The organism is Sphingomonas sp. UBA978 (genome assembly GCF_002292295.1).
Taxonomy (GTDB): domain Bacteria; phylum Pseudomonadota; class Alphaproteobacteria; order Sphingomonadales; family Sphingomonadaceae; genus Sphingomonas.
In genome coordinates this window covers 21,919-38,193 of record NZ_DBBS01000005.1, presented here as the reverse complement: position 1 = coordinate 38,193, position 16,275 = coordinate 21,919, and the positions used below count along the sequence as shown (strand labels likewise).

General features: G+C 67.7%; 17 protein-coding genes. 8 read left to right on the top strand and 9 right to left on the bottom strand.

Going from position 1 to position 16,275, the window contains the following annotated elements:
• Positions 1-72 precede the first annotated feature (72 nt).
• Positions 73-294 (top strand): hypothetical protein, encoded by a 222-nt coding sequence (locus tag B2515_RS01645; protein ID WP_293872899.1) that lies wholly within the window; start codon positions 73-75, stop codon positions 292-294.
• Positions 295-351: 57 nt separating this feature from the next.
• Here B2515_RS01645 and B2515_RS01640 read toward each other — a convergent pair whose 3' ends face one another.
• The 9 genes from B2515_RS01640 to B2515_RS01600 all read right to left on the bottom strand — a co-directional run bounded on the left by B2515_RS01640 (position 352) and on the right by B2515_RS01600 (position 5,715).
• Entirely contained in the window at positions 352-942 is a 591-nt protein-coding gene (locus B2515_RS01640; RefSeq protein ID WP_293872898.1) for a glycine zipper 2TM domain-containing protein, read from the bottom strand.
• 109 nt (positions 943-1,051) lie between these two features.
• The gene (locus tag B2515_RS01635) at positions 1,052-1,477 is read right to left on the bottom strand and encodes an OsmC family protein (protein WP_293872897.1); all 426 of its coding nucleotides are present in this window, start codon (positions 1,475-1,477) and stop codon (positions 1,052-1,054) included.
• A gap of 95 nt (positions 1,478-1,572) precedes the next feature.
• Positions 1,573-1,878, bottom strand: a complete 306-nt coding sequence (locus B2515_RS01630; RefSeq protein WP_293872895.1) for a glycine zipper 2TM domain-containing protein — start codon at positions 1,876-1,878, stop codon at positions 1,573-1,575.
• 85 nt (positions 1,879-1,963) lie between these two features.
• Complete coding sequence (locus B2515_RS01625) at positions 1,964-2,107, bottom strand: hypothetical protein (RefSeq protein ID WP_293872893.1); 144 nt, start codon at positions 2,105-2,107, stop codon at positions 1,964-1,966.
• 43 nt (positions 2,108-2,150) lie between these two features.
• Entirely contained in the window at positions 2,151-2,468 is a 318-nt protein-coding gene (locus B2515_RS01620; protein WP_293872892.1) for a 5'-nucleotidase, read from the bottom strand.
• A 57-nt stretch (positions 2,469-2,525) separates the two neighbouring features.
• Entirely contained in the window at positions 2,526-3,128 is a 603-nt protein-coding gene (locus B2515_RS01615) for a TIGR02466 family protein (protein ID WP_293872890.1), read from the bottom strand.
• The gene (gene pth / locus B2515_RS01610; protein WP_293872888.1) at positions 3,125-3,694 is read right to left on the bottom strand and encodes an aminoacyl-tRNA hydrolase; all 570 of its coding nucleotides are present in this window, start codon (positions 3,692-3,694) and stop codon (positions 3,125-3,127) included. Before pth ends, B2515_RS01615 begins: the two co-directional genes overlap by 4 nt.
• A gap of 218 nt (positions 3,695-3,912) precedes the next feature.
• Entirely contained in the window at positions 3,913-4,581 is a 669-nt protein-coding gene (locus tag B2515_RS01605; RefSeq protein ID WP_293872887.1) for a 50S ribosomal protein L25/general stress protein Ctc, read from the bottom strand.
• 219 nt (positions 4,582-4,800) lie between these two features.
• Positions 4,801-5,715, bottom strand: a complete 915-nt coding sequence (locus B2515_RS01600) for a TraB/GumN family protein (protein WP_293872886.1) — start codon at positions 5,713-5,715, stop codon at positions 4,801-4,803.
• A gap of 96 nt (positions 5,716-5,811) precedes the next feature.
• Here B2515_RS01600 and B2515_RS01595 point away from each other — a divergent pair, with 96 nt between their 5' ends.
• From B2515_RS01595 to leuC, 7 genes are all read left to right on the top strand, one after another.
• Positions 5,812-6,681: a glycine--tRNA ligase subunit alpha gene (locus B2515_RS01595; RefSeq protein ID WP_293872884.1), complete on the top strand. Its 870-nt coding sequence runs from the start codon at positions 5,812-5,814 to the stop codon at positions 6,679-6,681.
• Between the two features lie 241 nt (positions 6,682-6,922).
• Positions 6,923-9,394 carry a glycine--tRNA ligase subunit beta gene (gene glyS / locus B2515_RS01590; RefSeq protein ID WP_293872882.1) on the top strand — a complete coding sequence of 824 codons (2,472 nt, stop codon included), beginning with the start codon at positions 6,923-6,925 and terminating at the stop codon, positions 9,392-9,394.
• A gap of 87 nt (positions 9,395-9,481) precedes the next feature.
• Positions 9,482-12,139 carry a pyruvate, phosphate dikinase gene (gene ppdK, locus B2515_RS01585; protein ID WP_293872880.1) on the top strand — a complete coding sequence of 886 codons (2,658 nt, stop codon included), beginning with the start codon at positions 9,482-9,484 and terminating at the stop codon, positions 12,137-12,139.
• A gap of 202 nt (positions 12,140-12,341) precedes the next feature.
• Complete coding sequence (locus tag B2515_RS01580; protein ID WP_293872878.1) at positions 12,342-13,055, top strand: CoA transferase subunit A; 714 nt, start codon at positions 12,342-12,344, stop codon at positions 13,053-13,055.
• Positions 13,055-14,011: an HAD family acid phosphatase gene (locus tag B2515_RS01575; protein ID WP_293872876.1), complete on the top strand. Its 957-nt coding sequence runs from the start codon at positions 13,055-13,057 to the stop codon at positions 14,009-14,011. Before B2515_RS01580 ends, B2515_RS01575 begins: the two co-directional genes overlap by 1 nt.
• A gap of 1 nt (position 14,012) precedes the next feature.
• Entirely contained in the window at positions 14,013-14,648 is a 636-nt protein-coding gene (locus B2515_RS01570; protein WP_293872874.1) for a 3-oxoacid CoA-transferase subunit B, read from the top strand.
• A gap of 99 nt (positions 14,649-14,747) precedes the next feature.
• On the top strand, positions 14,748-16,187 hold the full coding sequence (gene leuC / locus B2515_RS01565) for a 3-isopropylmalate dehydratase large subunit (RefSeq protein ID WP_293872872.1): 1,440 nt from the start codon (positions 14,748-14,750) through the stop codon (positions 16,185-16,187).
• The last annotated feature ends 88 nt before the right edge of the window (positions 16,188-16,275 follow it).

The window sequence follows — 16,275 nt, the reverse complement described above, 5'->3', positions numbered from 1 at the left end:
GGCGTTGATGGTTAACCGAACGTCACACGATGGGCGCTTGTCCCGTGCCGAGACAGCGACCATGTTGGCGCCATGCTCAACATCGTCTCCGTCGCGATCGGCCTCGTCACCCTAGTGCTCGGGCTCGTCGCTTTCATGCCGTTGCTCGGCTGGATGAACTGGCTGGTCATTCCGATCGGCATCGTCGGCGCCGCGATCGGCGCGATGTCGTCGTCGAACGGCGGTCGCAACCTCAATCTCGTGCTGATCGTGATCTTCGCGATCCGCCTCAGCCTGGGTGGCGGCATCATCTGAGGACGTGAGAAAGGCCCGATGTCGCCACCGGGCCCTTTCTTAATCCTGCGCCGTCGATCAGCGGCAGGTGACCTGACCGCGGTCGATCGACCGGCCGAGCAGCGCACCGCCGCCGGCGCCGACCAGCGTGCCGAGCAGGCGCGAACCGCCGCCGGCAATGACGTTGCCGAGCGCACCGCCGGCAAGCCCGCCGACGATCAGGCCGGTCGTGCCGTCGGTGCGGCGGCAGTAATAACGCCCGTTGTTGCCGCGATAGATGCGGTCGTTACGACCGAGTCGGCGCGTCTGGTAGTAGCGGCCGTCGCGATAATATTGATCGGCGAAATAGGCACGCTGCCCGCGGGGCAGGCGGTTGTAATCGTAGTTGCGATACTGGCGCCAGTCGTCGCGGCGGTCCTGACGAATGTCGCGCAGGTCGCCGCGGCGATCCTGACGCGCGTCGCGGACCTCGTCGCGATATTCGCGGCGGGCATCGCGGACGTCGCGGCGCGAATCGGCATTGCGCAATTCGCGGCGATCGTCCTGACGGGCGTCGCGTACCTCGCCACGATACTCCCGGTTCGCCTCGCGGCGGGTGTCCTGGGCGGCGGCGGGGATCGCCGAGAATATCGTCGCCACAAGTGCGGCGGACAGGAAGGCGATACGCATGGGTCTGGCTCCTTGATGGACGTGCCCACAGAACCAGCGGACGGCCCGCCGGGTTGCGTGAACGGCAAACTACGTCGCGTTCACCACTCCGACAGGCCGTCCCGGCGGATCAGCCGAAGGTGGTCGCGAGCGTGATGTCGCAGTTGAGGACCTTGGAGACCGGGCAGCCGGCCTTGGCTTCGTTGGCGATACGTTCGAATTCCGCCTGGTCGATGCCCTCTACATGACCGGTCAGCGTCAGCGCGGACCTGGTGATGGTGAAGCCGTCGCCGTCCTTGTCCAGCGTCACCTTGGCGTCGGTCTTGAGATTGCCCTGCGCATGGCCGGCGCCGGCGAGCGCGAAGCTGAGCGCCATCGTGAAGCAGCTGGCATGCGCCGCCGCGATCAGCTCTTCGGGATTGGTGCCGGGACCATCCTCGAAGCGGGTGCCGAAGCCGTAATTGCTGTCGCTGAGCACGCCCGACTGGGTCGTGATCTTGCCCTTGCCGTCCTTGCCGAGGCCGTCGTAGCTCGCCGAAGCGCTGCGGGTGACCATGTAAAACGTCTCCTGTGGGGTTCGGACGTGCATACGCAGAAAGGGCGCCGCGAGTTTCCTCGCGACGCCCCTCCTGACGAAACTTATCCCGTGGCTTAGCGGCAGCGGCGCTTGCCGCCGCGGTCGATCTCGCGACCGAGCAGGCCACCGGCGACCGCGCCGCCCAGCGTGCCGACCGTACGGTCGCCGCGGGTGTCGATCGTGCGACCCAGCAGCGCACCGCCGACCGCGCCGACCACTGCACCGGTGGTGCCGTCGGGCTTGCGGCAGCGGACGCGGCCGCGATCGTCGCGCCATTCGCGATACTTGTAGCGCTGCGCACCGGCCTGCGACACCGGCACGACCATGGTGGCGGGCAGGACCATCGCGGCGCAACCCATGGCGAGCATCAACTTACGCATAAAAATCACTCCCGTTCTCGAAACTTGTGATGTGCTAACGTCGGTCAACATAAGCCGGTTGCATGAACCTGAAACAACGTTCCGTTCAGGAAACGATCGGCGGGTCCGACGGCGTCTTCGCATGGCGTTTGCGGTAGTTGTTCGCGATCAGGGTCGCGCCCAGCAGGAAGCCGCCGGGGGCCAGCAGGACGACGGCGGCAAGGCCGATCCGGGATGTCGTGATACGCATGATCGCCGTCGTAACGTCGCGCGCGTGAACGGCGGGTTGCGGATCAGAACGGCAGCTTGAAATGCAGCATCGCGCGCGGGCTGCTCTGGCCGTTGGGCAGCGTCCCCTGTTCCGCCGCGGCCGACATGCGCATCTTGCCGACCAGCCCGGTTTCGGCGCGCACCGGCCGCCCGGCGTAGCGATCGGGGTCGATTCGCGGCAGGCGATCGGCGTCGCGGACGCGGGCGCAGACGACGATGTCGCCCTGCGCATCCGGTTCGTTGCACGGCGTCGCGACCGGGGTCGGCCGGACCGGCCGCAGTTCCGCGGGCACCGGCGGACCGGCCACCGCCTGCATCGCCATCATCACCGCCAGCCGCATCGCCTCGCCTCCCGATCGCCCGAAGGTGATACGCGATTGCGGCGGCGGAAAGGCGGATCAGCGATAGTTGAAGCTGATGCTGATCCGTTTGCCCTTGGCGGCATTGGGGACGACCTCGTGCCGCAGCCAGCTTTCCCACAGGAAGACGCTGCCGGCCCTGGGTTCGGCATAGACGAAGGTCGCGTGATCCTCGCCCGCGTCGGCGCGGCGGGTGGGGGCGGCCATCATCATCGGCAGCCGCGGGTCCTCCAGCTTGAGCGCGCCCGCGCCCGGCGGCGTGGCGACATAGATCGTGCCGCTGACCGCGCTGTGCGGGTGGATATGGCCGGAATGCGTGCCGCCGGGCTTGAGGACGTTGACCCACAGGCTGTCGAGCGTCAGCTTGCGCCCGCCGAGGTCGAACGCGCACGCCTCGGCGAAGCGCGCGACATGCTTGTTGAGCAGCCGGACCAGATCGGCGAAGCGCGGGTCGCGCGCGGGCAGGTCGTTCAACGAGGCGTAGGAGGTGTAGCCGCGATAGCCGTGCGCCTTCGACCAGGCGACGCCGGCGCGGTCCTGCCGCGCGAGATCGAGGCAGGCATCCTCCAGTTCCTCGAGCAGCGCGGCGTCGCCGAGATCGTCCTCATAGAAGCGGGTGGCGAACAGGGTGCGGATCGTCATGACGCCAGCCTCATAGCGACATCGTTCATGAACCGCACGTCGTCGCCCGCGGCGAGCCACGGCGCCTCCGCCCCGATCGCGCCGAGCATGTCGGCAAGGCCGTCCATCTCCGCCTTGGCGTAATTGCCGAGCACATAGCCGGTGACGCGATCCTTGTGGCCGGGATGGCCGATGCCGAGCCGGACGCGGCGGAACTCCGGCCCCAGATGCTGGTCGGTCGAGCGCAGCCCGTTATGCCCGGCGGTGCCGCCGCCGCGCTTCACCTTCACCTTGAACGGCGCGAGATCGAGCTCGTCGTGGAAGACGGTGAGCGCGTCGGGGCCGAGCTTGTAGAAGCGCAGCGCCTCGCCGATCGCGCGACCGCTCTCGTTCATGAAGGTCGCGGGCTTGAGCAGCAGCACCTTGTGGTTGCCGATCCGCCCCTCCTGCGTCCAGCCCTGGAACTGCTTTTTGACCGGCGCGAAGCCGTGCATGTCGGCGATCAGGTCGAGCGCCATGAAGCCGACATTGTGCCGGTGCAGCGCATATTGCGGCCCCGGATTGCCGAGCCCGGTCCAGATCTGCATGGCTTTGGTCCTTATTCTTCGTCACCCCGGACTTGTTCCGGGGTCCACTTCGCGGCGAGGCGAACCGCCAGTGGTTCGACCGCTGCGCCTAGCCGCCCGGTGGACCCCGGAACAAGTCCGGGGTGACGGGACGGCAAGCAGGCCGCCGGAACCAAGAACGAAAAAAGGGCAGGGGAGCTTGCGCCACCCTGCCCCCTTCAACGGTTCGACGAAGGGGATCAGCCCTCCTTGGCGTCGTCCCCGGCGTCGGTCGCTTCGGCTTCGGCAGCCGCCTCGGCAGCCTGCGTCTCGGCGACTTCGGCCTCGAGCGCCTCGTCCTGCGCGGTCGGGACGGTCGGCGGCACGATCGTGGCGATCGCGAAATCGCGGTCGTCGATCGCGGGCTTCGCGCCCTTCGGCAGCGTCACGTCGCTGATGTGGATCGAATCGCCGATCTCGCGACCCTTCAGCGAGATCGTGATCTCCGAGGGGATGTCCGCGGCGTCGACGATCAGCTCGATCTCGTGGCGCGTGACGTTCAGCACGCCGTTGCCGCGCTTGATGCCCGGGCATTCGTCTTCGTCGGCGAACACGACGGGGACGGCCACGGTCACTTCGGTGTGCTCACCGATGCGCAGGAAGTCGACGTGCACCGGACGATCGGTGACCGGGTGGAACGTCACGTCCTTCGGCAGCGTACGCTCGCCGGAGACCATGATGACGGAATTCATGAAGTGACCGGTCATCAGCGCCTTCATCAGCGCCTTTTCCTCGAGATGAATCGAGGTCGGTTCCTTGTTCTGGCCGTAGATCACGGCGGGGACGCGGCCGTCACGACGCAGCGCCCGGGAGGCTCCCTTGCCAACCCGGTCGCGCGTCTCGGCTGCGAGCGTAATGGTGTCGCTCATGCAGATAACCTTCCGAAACGTGCTTGTATGTGCTTCCGCGCCACGCCTCCAGGGATGACCATGACCGGAAGCGGCGGCGCTTAGCGGACGGGGGCGGGAAAAGCAACTCAGCGTCGCGCTCCCGTCCTCACCCTTCGCCGGCTTCGCCGTCTTATCCCCTCTCCCGGCGGGAGAGGGGAGAGGCGCGCAGCGCCGAGGGGTGAGGACAGGTGACCGGCGTCAGTACTTAACCCGCTCCGCCTTGACCCCCAGCTTCGCCAGGTGCGCCTGCACCGAATCGGGCCCGGCCAGATGCCCCGCACCCACCGCGACGAACACGGTTCCCGGCGTCGTCATCCGCTGCTTGATCCACTGCGCCCAGCGCGCGTTGCGATCGGTCAGCAGCACCTTCGCCACCTCCGGCGAACTCTTCAGCTCGTCGTTCATCTCGCGTGCCAGCGCGTCGGGATCGCCCTTCGCCCAATCCTCCACCATGTTGGCCATCTGGCTGTCGAGCTTGGGCAGTTCGTCGACGGTGCTTTCGAGGAACTGCAATTGCGCCGCGTCCGACAGGCTGCCGAAGAAGCCGAGCTGCTGTTCCGGCGTTTCCAGCCCCGTCAGCGGCTTGTTCGCCTGTTTCGCCGCGGCGGAGATGACCTCCTCCGGCCCGTTGGTGCTGTCGTAGCCGAGCTTCGACAAGGGCGCGACCGACAGCTGCGTCGCCGCCAGCCACGGCTTGTACCGGTCGAGCGCGTTGGCGGGCAGGCCGAGGTCGGTCACCGCCTTGGTGAAGGCGGCGCGCTTGCCCTCGGGCAGGCGCTCCGTCAGCGGCGGGGTGCCCGGCGCGGCGACGCCGGTCGCCTGCACCAGCCCCTGCATCGTCGCGGGATCGGGCATCACGATCTCCAGCTTGACCTCGTCCGACCGGTCGAAGGCGGTCTTCACCGCCTCGTCGAACCAGGTCAGGCCGGGTTTCAGCACGTGGATCGTGCCGAACAGATAGACCGTCGTATCCTTGTCCTTCACCACCCACAGCGCGGGGTCGGCATCGTTCGCCGCCGGGGAGGGGGCGGGCGTGGCGGGCTGCTGCGCGCAGGCGGGCAGCGCGAGGCTGAGCGCGATTGCCGATATCGCGGCGCCAAGGGTTCGGATCATGCGGGAACGGTGTCCTGAAGTGAAGCTCGCCCCATAGCTAATGCCGCGCTGCACCACTTGCTAGACGCCGCCTCATCCGCCAAAGCCACAGGCGCAATGGCCGCCACACCGCTTTCCTTCCAGAAGATGATCCTCACGCTCCATGACTATTGGAGCGACAGGGGCTGCGTGATCCTCCAGCCGTACGACATGGAGATGGGCGCGGGCACCTTCCATCCGGCGACGACGCTGCGCGCGCTCGGCCCGGACACGTGGAACGCCGCCTTCGTCCAGCCGTGCCGCCGCCCGACCGACGGGCGCTACGGCGAGAACCCCAACCGCCTGCAGCATTATTACCAGTATCAGGTGATCCTGAAGCCCTCGCCGCCCGACCTGCAGGAACTGTATCTCGGCAGCCTCGCGGCGATCGGCGTCGACATGACGCGGCATGACATCCGCTTCGTCGAAGACGATTGGGAATCGCCGACGCTCGGCGCCTGGGGGCTGGGCTGGGAGGTCTGGTGCGACGGGATGGAGGTGACGCAGTTCACCTATTTCCAGCAGATGGGCGGATTCGACATGAAGCCGGTCGCGGGCGAGCTGACCTACGGGCTCGAACGGCTGGCGATGTACATCCAGGACGTCGACAACGTCTACGACCTCAAGTTCAACGATCACGGCGTAAGCTATGGCGACGTGTTTCTCGAGAATGAGAAGCAGATGTCGACGTGGAATTTCGAGGTCGCGGACACCGCGACGCTGTTCGACGCCTTCAAAAAGGCGGCGGCGGAGTGCGAGAACAGCCTCGCCGCCGGCTTGCCGATCCCGGCCTACGAACAGGCGATCAAGGCCAGCCACACCTTCAACCTGTTGCAGGCGCGCGGCGTCATCTCCGTGGCGGAGCGGCAGGCCTATATCGGCCGCGTCCGCGACCTCGCCAAGGGCGCGTGCGGCGCGTGGATGGAGAAGAACGGGTGGGCGGCGTGATGCTTCTGCCGCGCATGGAAGAAGGGAGGTTCACGCGGAGACGCGGAGACGCGGAGAAGACGGGCGGCGAACGGTCGCGTCCTTCGAATGGTCTCGCGATCCTGCTAGCCCGACATGAAAGGCGCCTGCGGCTCGAAGCTCTGTCGCTGTCACGAGCGCGGCCCGAAATCTCTTCACTTCTTCTCCGCGTCTCCGCGCCTCCGCGCGCAAAAAAACCTTCTTCCTTCTTCGGCGCCTCGCAATGACCGACTTCCTTCTAGAACTCCGCTCCGAAGAAATCCCCGCGCGCATGCAGGACAAGGCGCGGGACGATCTGTCGCGGCTGTTCGCGGGCGAATTGGCGAAGGCCGGCCTCGCTGCCGCGGCGCTGGTCACCTATGCGACGCCGCGCCGGCTGGTGCTGATCGCGCGCGACCTGCCGGTCGAGACGCAGGCGGTGTCCGAAGAGCTGAAGGGCCCCAAGACGGGCGCCCCGCCGCAGGCGCTGGACGGGTTCCTGCGCAAGACCGGGCTCACCCGCGACGCGCTGACGGAACGCGACGGCGTGTTCTATGCGGTCACCGAAAAGCCCGGCCGCGCCACCACGGCGGTGCTCGCGGAGGCGATCCCGGCGATCATCCGCGCCTTTCCCTGGCCCAAGTCGATGCGCTGGGGCGCCGCCTCCGCCTCGACCGAGAGCCTGCGCTGGGTGCGGCCGCTGCACGGCATCGTCGCGCTGTTCGGCGAGGATCTGGTCGACGTCGAGATCGCCGGCATCCGTTCGGGGTTCGCGACCTTCGGCCATCGCTTCCATCACCCGGGCCAGATCACGATCGGGTCGGCGGCGGATTACGTCGAGAAACTGCGCGCCTGCCACGTGATCGTCGACCAGGACGAACGCCGCACGCTGATCCGCGACCGCGCCGCCGCGCTGGCCACCGAGGCGGGGCTGGTGCTGGTCGAGGACGAGGGGCTGGTCGCGGAGAATGCGGGCCTCACCGAATGGCCGGTGCCGCTGCTCGGCCGCTTCGACGCGGACTATCTGTCGGTGCCGCCGGAGGTGATCCAGCTTACCGCGCGGGTGAACCAGAAGTATTTCGTCTGCCGCGACGGCGCCGGCGCACTGGCGAACGCCTTCGTCTGCACCGCCAATATCGAGGCGACCGACGGCGGCGCCAAGATCGTCGAGGGCAACCGCAAGGTGCTCGCCGCGCGACTGAGCGATGCGCGCTTCTTCTACGAGACGGACCTTAAGACACCGTTGGAGGAGCAGGCGGCAAAGCTCTCCAACATCGTCTTTCACGAAAAGCTCGGCACGCTCGCCGACAAGGTCGACCGCGTCGCCAAGCTCGCCCGCTGGCTGATCGAAGAGGGGATCGTTTCTTCCCCTCTCCCATCGGGAGAGGGGCAAGGCGCGTCAGAGCCGCGGGGTGAGGGTGAGGGCCTAACGCCTGTCACGTCACCCTCACCCTCCCACCCGGCTGCGCCGGGCGGGCCCCTCCCTCTCCCGGTGGGAGAGGGTATGTCCCTCGCCGACATGGCAGAACGCGCCGCACGCCTCGCCAAGGCGGACCTCGTCACCGGCATGGTCGGCGAATTCCCCGAATTGCAGGGCCTGATGGGCGGCTATTACGCCGCCGCGCAGGGCGAGCCGCGCGAAGTCGCCGATGCGATCCGCGACCATTACAAGCCTGTCGGGCAGGGTGATGACGTGCCCACCGCCCCGGTCACGGTGGCGGTGTCGCTGGCGGACAAGCTGGATACGATCGTACACTTTTTTGCAGCCGATCTCCGTCCGTCCGGCTCTAAAGACCCGTTTGCATTGCGGCGCTCGGCGCTTTCGCTGATCCTGCAGATGAGCGTTGCTTCTGTACGCCTTCCAATAGAGCGTGTGGTTCATGAAAATCTTCTGGAGCGCAGTGAACAGGAGTCCCAGAATCTAGCTGCTTTGAAAGCTGAAGTCCGTCGTGTGATGGGTGATTCATCGCGATCAGGCAATGCATCGCCGAACGCGTCCGGAGCGCTAGTCGATATGAGTTCGAACAGCGATGATCTCAAACGATTGTCTGCTCAGGTTCAAAACGTGTCGGATCGTATGCAAGGCCTGTCGGCCGTGGTGGATCGCATAAAACCGTTTGTTGATTCGATTCTCGACTTCTTCGCCGACCGCCTCAAGGTGCAGCAACGCGAGGCCGGCGTTCGTCACGACCTGATCGACGCGGTATTCGCGCTGGGCGGCGAGGATGACCTCGTCCGTCTGCTTGCCCGTGTCCGCGCGTTGCAGGCCTTCGTCACCACCGGGGACGGCACCAACCTGCTCGCCGGCTACAAGCGTGCTGCCAACATCCTGAAGAAGGAGGGCTATTCCCCTCTCCCGGCGGGAGAGGGGGCAGGCGCGCCAGCGCCGCGGGGTGAGGGCAGGGGCGAGACGCCCGCCGAACCTCACCCGTCCGCTCCCGAGGGGAGAGGGAATTACGCACCCGAACCCGCCGAAGCCGCGCTCATCGCCGCGCTCGATGCCGCCGAACCCGCCGCCGCATCGGCGATCGCGCGCGAGGATTTCGAGGGCGCGATGGCGGCGCTTGCCTCGCTGCGCGCGCCGATCGATACCTTCTTCGACGACGTCACCGTCAACGATCCCGATCCCGACCGGCGCGCCGCGCGGCTGGCGCTGCTGGCGCGGGTGCGGGCGGCGGTGCATGCCGTGGCCGATTTCTCCAAGATCGAGGGGTAGCGCATACCCCCGCCTTCCGCCGACCAGACGTGACCGTGCTTTCTCTCCTCCCCGGGACAGGCATCCAACGTAGCTCAAGGACCAGCGATGACCCAATACGTGTACCGTTTCGGTGGCGGCGTTTCGGACGGCGGAAAGGGCGATAAGAATCTGCTCGGCGGCAAGGGATCGAACCTTGCCGAAATGGCGTCGATCGGCCTGCCGGTGCCGCCGGGCTTCACCATCAGCACCGCGATGTGCACGCGCTATTACGAGGAGGGGGAGCAATTCCCCCAGTCGCTGCGTGACGAGGTCGCCGCGGGGATCACGCATATCGAGGGGATCACCGGCAAGACGTTCGGCGATCCCGACAATCCGCTGTTGGTGTCGGTCCGCTCCGGCGCGCGCGTGTCGATGCCGGGCATGATGGATACCGTGCTCAACCTCGGCCTCAACGACGCGACGGTCGAGGGGCTGGCCACGAAGTCGGGCGACGAACGCTTCGCCTGGGACAGCTATCGCCGCTTCATCCAGATGTACGCCGACGTCGTGCTCGAACTCGACCACGGCGCGTTCGAGGAAGCGCTGGAGATCGCCAAGGAGGACAATGGCTTCACGCTCGATACCGAGCTGACCGCCGGTGATCTCAAGGCGCTGGTCGCCGAATACAAGTCGCTGGTCGAGAAGGAATGGGGCAAGCCCTTCCCGCAGGACGTGCATGACCAGCTCTGGGGTGCGGTCGGCGCGGTGTTCGGATCGTGGCAGTCGGAGCGGGCGAAGGTCTATCGCCGGCTCAACGACATTCCCGCCGACTGGGGCACCGCGGTCAACGTGCAGGCGATGGTCTTCGGCAACATGGGCGAGACGTCGGCGACCGGCGTCGCCTTCACCCGCGATCCCGCCAAGGGCGACCGCGCCTATTACGGCGAATTCCTCATCAACGCGCAGGGCGAGGACGTCGTCGCCGGCATCCGCACGCCGCAATATCTGACCAAGGTCGCCCGCGAGGAAGCCGGCGCCAAGCCCGCCTCGATGGAAGAGGCGATGCCCGAGGTCTATGCCGAGCTGGCGGCGGTGTTTGACCGGCTCGAAACGCATTATCGCGACATGCAGGACATCGAGTTCACGGTCGAACAGACCAAGCTCTGGATGCTGCAGACCCGCTCGGGCAAGCGTACCGCCAAGGCGGCGCTCAAGATCGCGGTCGACATGGCGAGCGAGGGGCTTATCACGCGTGAGGAAGCGATCCTGCGCGTCGATCCGATGGCGCTCGACCAGCTGCTCCACCCGACGCTCGACCCCGATGCGCCGCGCGACGTGATCGCCAAGGGGCTGCCGGCCTCGCCCGGCGCCGCGTCCGGCACCGTCGTGTTCGACGCCGACACTGCGGAAAAGCGCAAGGCGGCGGGCGACAAGGTCATCCTCGTCCGCGTCGAGACCAGTCCGGAGGATATTCACGGCATGCACGCGGCGCAGGGCATCCTGACCGCGCGCGGCGGCATGACCAGCCACGCCGCCGTCGTGGCGCGCGGCATGGGCCGCCCCTGCGTCTCCGGCGCCGGATCGCTGTCGATCTCGGCCAAGGACAAGGTGATGAAGGTGGCCGGGCGCGAGATCCGCGAAGGCGACACGATCACCATCGATGGCGCCAGTGGCGAGGTGATGTTCGGCGAGGTCGCGACCGTCCAGCCTGAACTGGCGGGCGATTTCGGCACGCTGATGGAATGGGCCGACGGGGTGCGCCGCCTGAAGGTGCGCGCCAATGCCGAAACGCCGCTCGACTGCCAGACCGCGCGCGATTTCGGCGCGGAGGGCGTCGGGCTGTGCCGCACCGAGCATATGTTCTTCGAGGCCGATCGCATCACCGCGGTGCGGCAGATGATCCTCGCCACCGACGAGGCGGGCCGCCGCACCGCGCTGGAGCGGCTGCTGCCGGCGCAGCGCAGCGACTTCACCGCGATCTTCGAGGTGATGGCGGGCCTGCCGGTGACGGTGCGGCTGCTCGATCCGCCGCTGCACGAATTCCTGCCGCACGAGGAGAATGAATTCGCCGAGGTCGCCGCGGCGGCCGGGATCGATATCGAGGTGCTCAAGCAGCGCGCCGCCGAGCTGCACGAATTCAACCCGATGCTCGGCCATCGCGGCTGCCGGCTGGGCGTGACCTATCCGGAGATCTACGAGACGCAGGCGCGCGCGATCTTCGAGGCGGCGCTCGACGTCGCCGAGAAATCGGGCAAGGCGCCGATCCCCGAGGTGATGATCCCGCTGGTCGCGACCAAGCGCGAGCTCGACCTGATGAAGATCGTCGTCGACAAGGCGGCGCAGGCGGTGTTCGCCGAACGCGGCAAGACGATCGAATATCTGGTCGGCACGATGATCGAACTGCCGCGCGCCGCGCTGAAGGCGGGCGAGATCGCCGAGACGGGCGAGTTCTTCTCGTTCGGCACCAACGACCTGACCCAGACGACGCTGGGCGTCAGCCGCGACGATGCGGCGCGCTTCCTGGGCGCCTATGTCGAACAGGGCATATACGCCAAGGACCCGTTCGTCAGCATCGACGTCGAGGGCGTCGGCGAACTGATCGAGATGGCGGCGGAACGTGGCCGCAAGACCCGGCCGGACATCAAGCTCGGCATCTGCGGCGAACATGGCGGCGACCCGGCCAGCATCGCCTTCTGCGAAAAGGTCGGGCTCGATTACGTCTCGGCCAGCCCCTATCGCGTGCCGATCGCACGGCTCGCGGCGGCGCAGGCGGCATTGAAGTAACCCTTCCTCCCCTCCCTTCAAGGGAGGGGCCGGGGGTGGGTGGCGTGCTCGCGATACGGCGACCCGGCACATTCGGGATCCGTATCACCAGGCCCCCACTCGCCCGCGCCCCTTCCCTGAGAGGAAGGGGAGGCGAGCGCGTGATTGACGCTACGGCGACGGCCCCGCTATCGCCGCGGCAACGACAGGAGAGTGACGGGCGATGAAGAAGCTCTATCCCGATGCCGCAGCCGCGCTCGACGGCCTGCTGCACGACGGCATGACGATCTGCGCGGGCGGGTTCGGCCTGTGCGGCATCCCCGAACGGCTGATCGATGCGATCCAGGCGTCGGGGGTCCGGGATCTGACCATCGCCAGCAACAATGCCGGGGTGGACGGCGAGGGGCTCGGCAAGCTGCTGCGCACGCGCCAGGTCAGAAAGATGATCTCCAGCTACGTCGGCGAGAACAAGGAGTTCGAGCGCCAGTATCTGTCCGGTGAGCTCAAGGTCGAATTCTGCCCGCAGGGGACGCTCGCCGAACGCTGCCGCGCCGGCGGCGCGGGCATCCCCGGCTTCTATACGAAGACCGGCGTCGGCACCTTGGTCGCCGAGGGCAAGGAGGTGAAGAGCTTCGACGGCGAGGACTATATCCTCGAACGCGGCATCCGCTCCGACATCAGCATCATCAAGGGCTGGAAGGCGGACGAGAGCGGCAATCTCATCTTCCGCAAGACCGCGCGCAACTTCAACCAGCCGATGGCGACCGCGGGCAAGATCTGCATCGCCGAGGTCGAGGAGGTGGTACCAGTCGGCAGCCTCGATCCCGACGCGATCCACCTGCCGGGCATCTATGTGAAGCGGATGATCGTCGGCGCGCCCTACGACAAGAAGATCGAATTCCGCACCGTCCGCGCGCGGGAGCAGGCCGAGGCGTGATGCGGCGGACCGTCCTGATCCTCGCCGGCGCCGCGACGCTCGCGGCGTGCGGCCCGACGCGCCGTCCGCGTGTGGCGACGCTACCGGCGCCCGGGCAGACCTATACCGCGGACGGCAAGGTCGTGCGGATCACCGGGCTGAAGGCGCTGCCGCCGCCCGGTGGCGGCGCGGCTGCGATGGCGGTCGCGGGGGCGCCGGTGCCGCCGCAATTCCAGTATCTCTATGGATCGGGCGAGGCCGCGGCGCTCAGCCGGCAGGCGTTCCGCGCGCTGGTCAACTATGCGACCTATCGCCGCGCCGCCGGGGACGGCGTGGTGCTGAAACCGGGATCGACGCTCGCCGCACCGCAATGGGAGGGCTGCGCCGGCAAGCCGCGCGCCGCGGTGTTCGATGCGGACGAAACCGTCGTGCTCAACCTCGGGGTGGAGGCGCTGGCCGCGCGCGATCCGGCCGCGCCCTTCGATGCGGCGCAATGGTCCCGCTGGGAGCGGACCGGTGCCGCGGCGGTGGCGCCCGTCCCCGGCGCGGTCGAGGCCTTCGCCGCACTGCGCGCCGCCAATATCACGGTCATCATCAACAGCAACCGCAGCGCCGCCAACGCGGCCGGCACGGTCGCGGGGCTGAAGGCCGCCGGGCTGGGCGACTTCGTGCCGGGCACCGACCTGTTCCTGCGCGATGGCGCCAGCGGCAAGGACGCGCGTCGTACCGTCATCGCGCAGCGCTATTGCGTCGTCGCGATGGGCGGCGACCAGCTCGGCGATTTCAGCGACCTGTTCAACGCATTGCCGTCCGCGGCCGACCGCCGCCGCATGGCCGACGGCGGCGCGGTCGCGGCATTGTGGGGCAACGGCTGGTTCGTGCTGCCCAACCCCGTCTATGGATCGGCGCTGAAGGGCGGGTTCGACGAGGTGTTCCCGGCCGGCAAGCGCTGGACCGACACGCAAGGAGAGAAATAGCATGGCGTGGGACCGCAACCAGATGGCCGCGCGCGCCGCGCAGGAATTGCGCGACGGCTATTACGTCAACCTAGGTATCGGCATCCCGACGCTGGTCGCGAACAACATCCCCGCGGGGATGACCGTGACGCTGCAGTCGGAGAACGGCATGCTCGGCATCGGCCCGTTCCCCTATGACGACGAGGTCGACCCCGACCTCATCAACGCCGGCAAGCAGACGATCAGCGAACTACCGCAGAGCGCCTATTTTGGCAGCGAGCAGAGCTTCGCGATGATCCGCGGCGGCCATATCGACCTGACCGTGCTGGGCGCGATGGAGGTCAGCGAGGGCGGCGACATCGCCAACTGGATGATCCCCGGTAAGATGATAAAGGGGATGGGCGGGGCGATGGACCTCGTCGCCGGGGTCAAGCAGATCATCGTCGTGATGGACCACAATGCCAAGGACGGCAGCCCGAAATTCATCCCCGCCTGTTCGCTGCCGCTGACGGGGAAGAACGTCGTCGACATGATCGTCACCGATCTCGCGGTGTTCCGCCGGCCGGATCACGGCTCGGCGTTCCGGCTGGTGGAGCTCGCACCCGGCGTGACCGCGGAGGAGGTCGCGGCGAAGACGACGGCAGCCTACGACAGCTAGGTCATCGCCGCCGCGCGCAGCAACGCTTGGGTGCGGCAAAGCAATTTTCCGCCACTCCGGCTCGACCTTCGCGCAGCTTTCGGTTAACGCGCCCGCATCATGGCTACCCGACCGCAAACATTGTACGAGAAGATCTGGGCGGCGCATGTCGTCGAACGGCGCGACGACGGCACCTGCCTCATCTATATCGACCGCCACCTCGTCCATGAGGTGACCAGTCCGCAGGCGTTCGAGGGGCTGCGCGTCGCCGGCCGCCGCGTCCGCCGGCCCGAACTGACGCTCGCCGTGCCCGATCACAATCTGCCGACAACGCCGCGCGTCGATGCCGCCGGGCGGCTGCTGCCGATCGCCGATCCGGAAAGCGCGCAGCAGCTCGACGCGCTCCGCCGCAATACCAGCGAATTCGGCATCGACTATATCGATGCGACCGCCGCGGAGCAGGGCATCGTCCATGTCGTCGGGCCGGAACTGGGTTTCACCTTGCCCGGCACGACGCTGGTGTGCGGCGACAGCCACACCTCGACGCATGGCGCGCTGGGCGCGCTGGCGTTCGGCATCGGCACCAGCGAGGTCGAGCATGTGCTCGCGACGCAGACGCTGCTGCTCAGCCAGTCGAAGACGATGGAGGTGCGCGTCGACGGCACGCTCGGCTTCGGCGTCAGTCCGAAGGACGTGATCCTCGCGATCATGGGCCGGATCGGCGCGGCGGGCGGTACCGGCCATGTCATCGAATATACCGGCGACGTGATCCGCGCCATGTCGATCGAGGGGCGGATGACCGTCGCCAACATGTCGATCGAGGGCGGTGCGCGCGCCGGCCTCGTCGCGCCGGACGATCGGACCTTCGCCTATCTGAAGGGCCGCCCGATGGCGCCGCAGGGCGAGGCGTGGGACCGGGCCGTGGCATGGTGGCGCAGCCTCGCGACCGATCCGGCCGCGACCTACGACAAGGTCGTGCGGCTCGATGCGACCGACATCGCCCCGGCGCTGACCTGGGGCACCAGCCCCGAGGACGTGGTGCCGATCACCGGTGTGGTGCCGGCGCCGGACAGCTTCGCCGATCCCTCGAAGCGCGCCGCGGCGCAGCGCAGCCTCGATTACATGGGCCTGACGCCGGGCACGGCGATGCAGGACGTGTCGGTCCAGCACGTCTTCATCGGCAGCTGCACCAACAGCCGGATCGAGGATCTGCGCGCCGCCGCCGCGGTCGCGGACGGGCGGCACGTCGCCGACGGCGTGCGCGCGATGGTGGTGCCGGGATCGGGTCTGGTGAAGCGGCAGGCCGAGGCCGAGGGGCTCGACCGCGTGTTCCTGTCCGCCGGCTTCGAATGGCGCGAGCCGGGCTGTTCGATGTGCCTGGCGATGAACCCCGACAAGGTGCCTGCGGGGGAGCGGTGCGCGTCCACGTCGAACCGGAACTTCGTGGGTCGACAAGGGCCTGGTGCACGCACACACCTGTTGTCGCCGGCGATGGCCGCCGCCGCGGCGGTGACCGGGCGCCTCGCCGACGTGCGCGATCTGATGGGAGCAAAGCTGTGAAGAAGGTCCTTGTCCTGCTGGTGGCCGGCGCGATGATGAGCGGCGTCGCCGCCTATGTCGCGGGCGCGCGCGTGCTCGCGCATCCGGT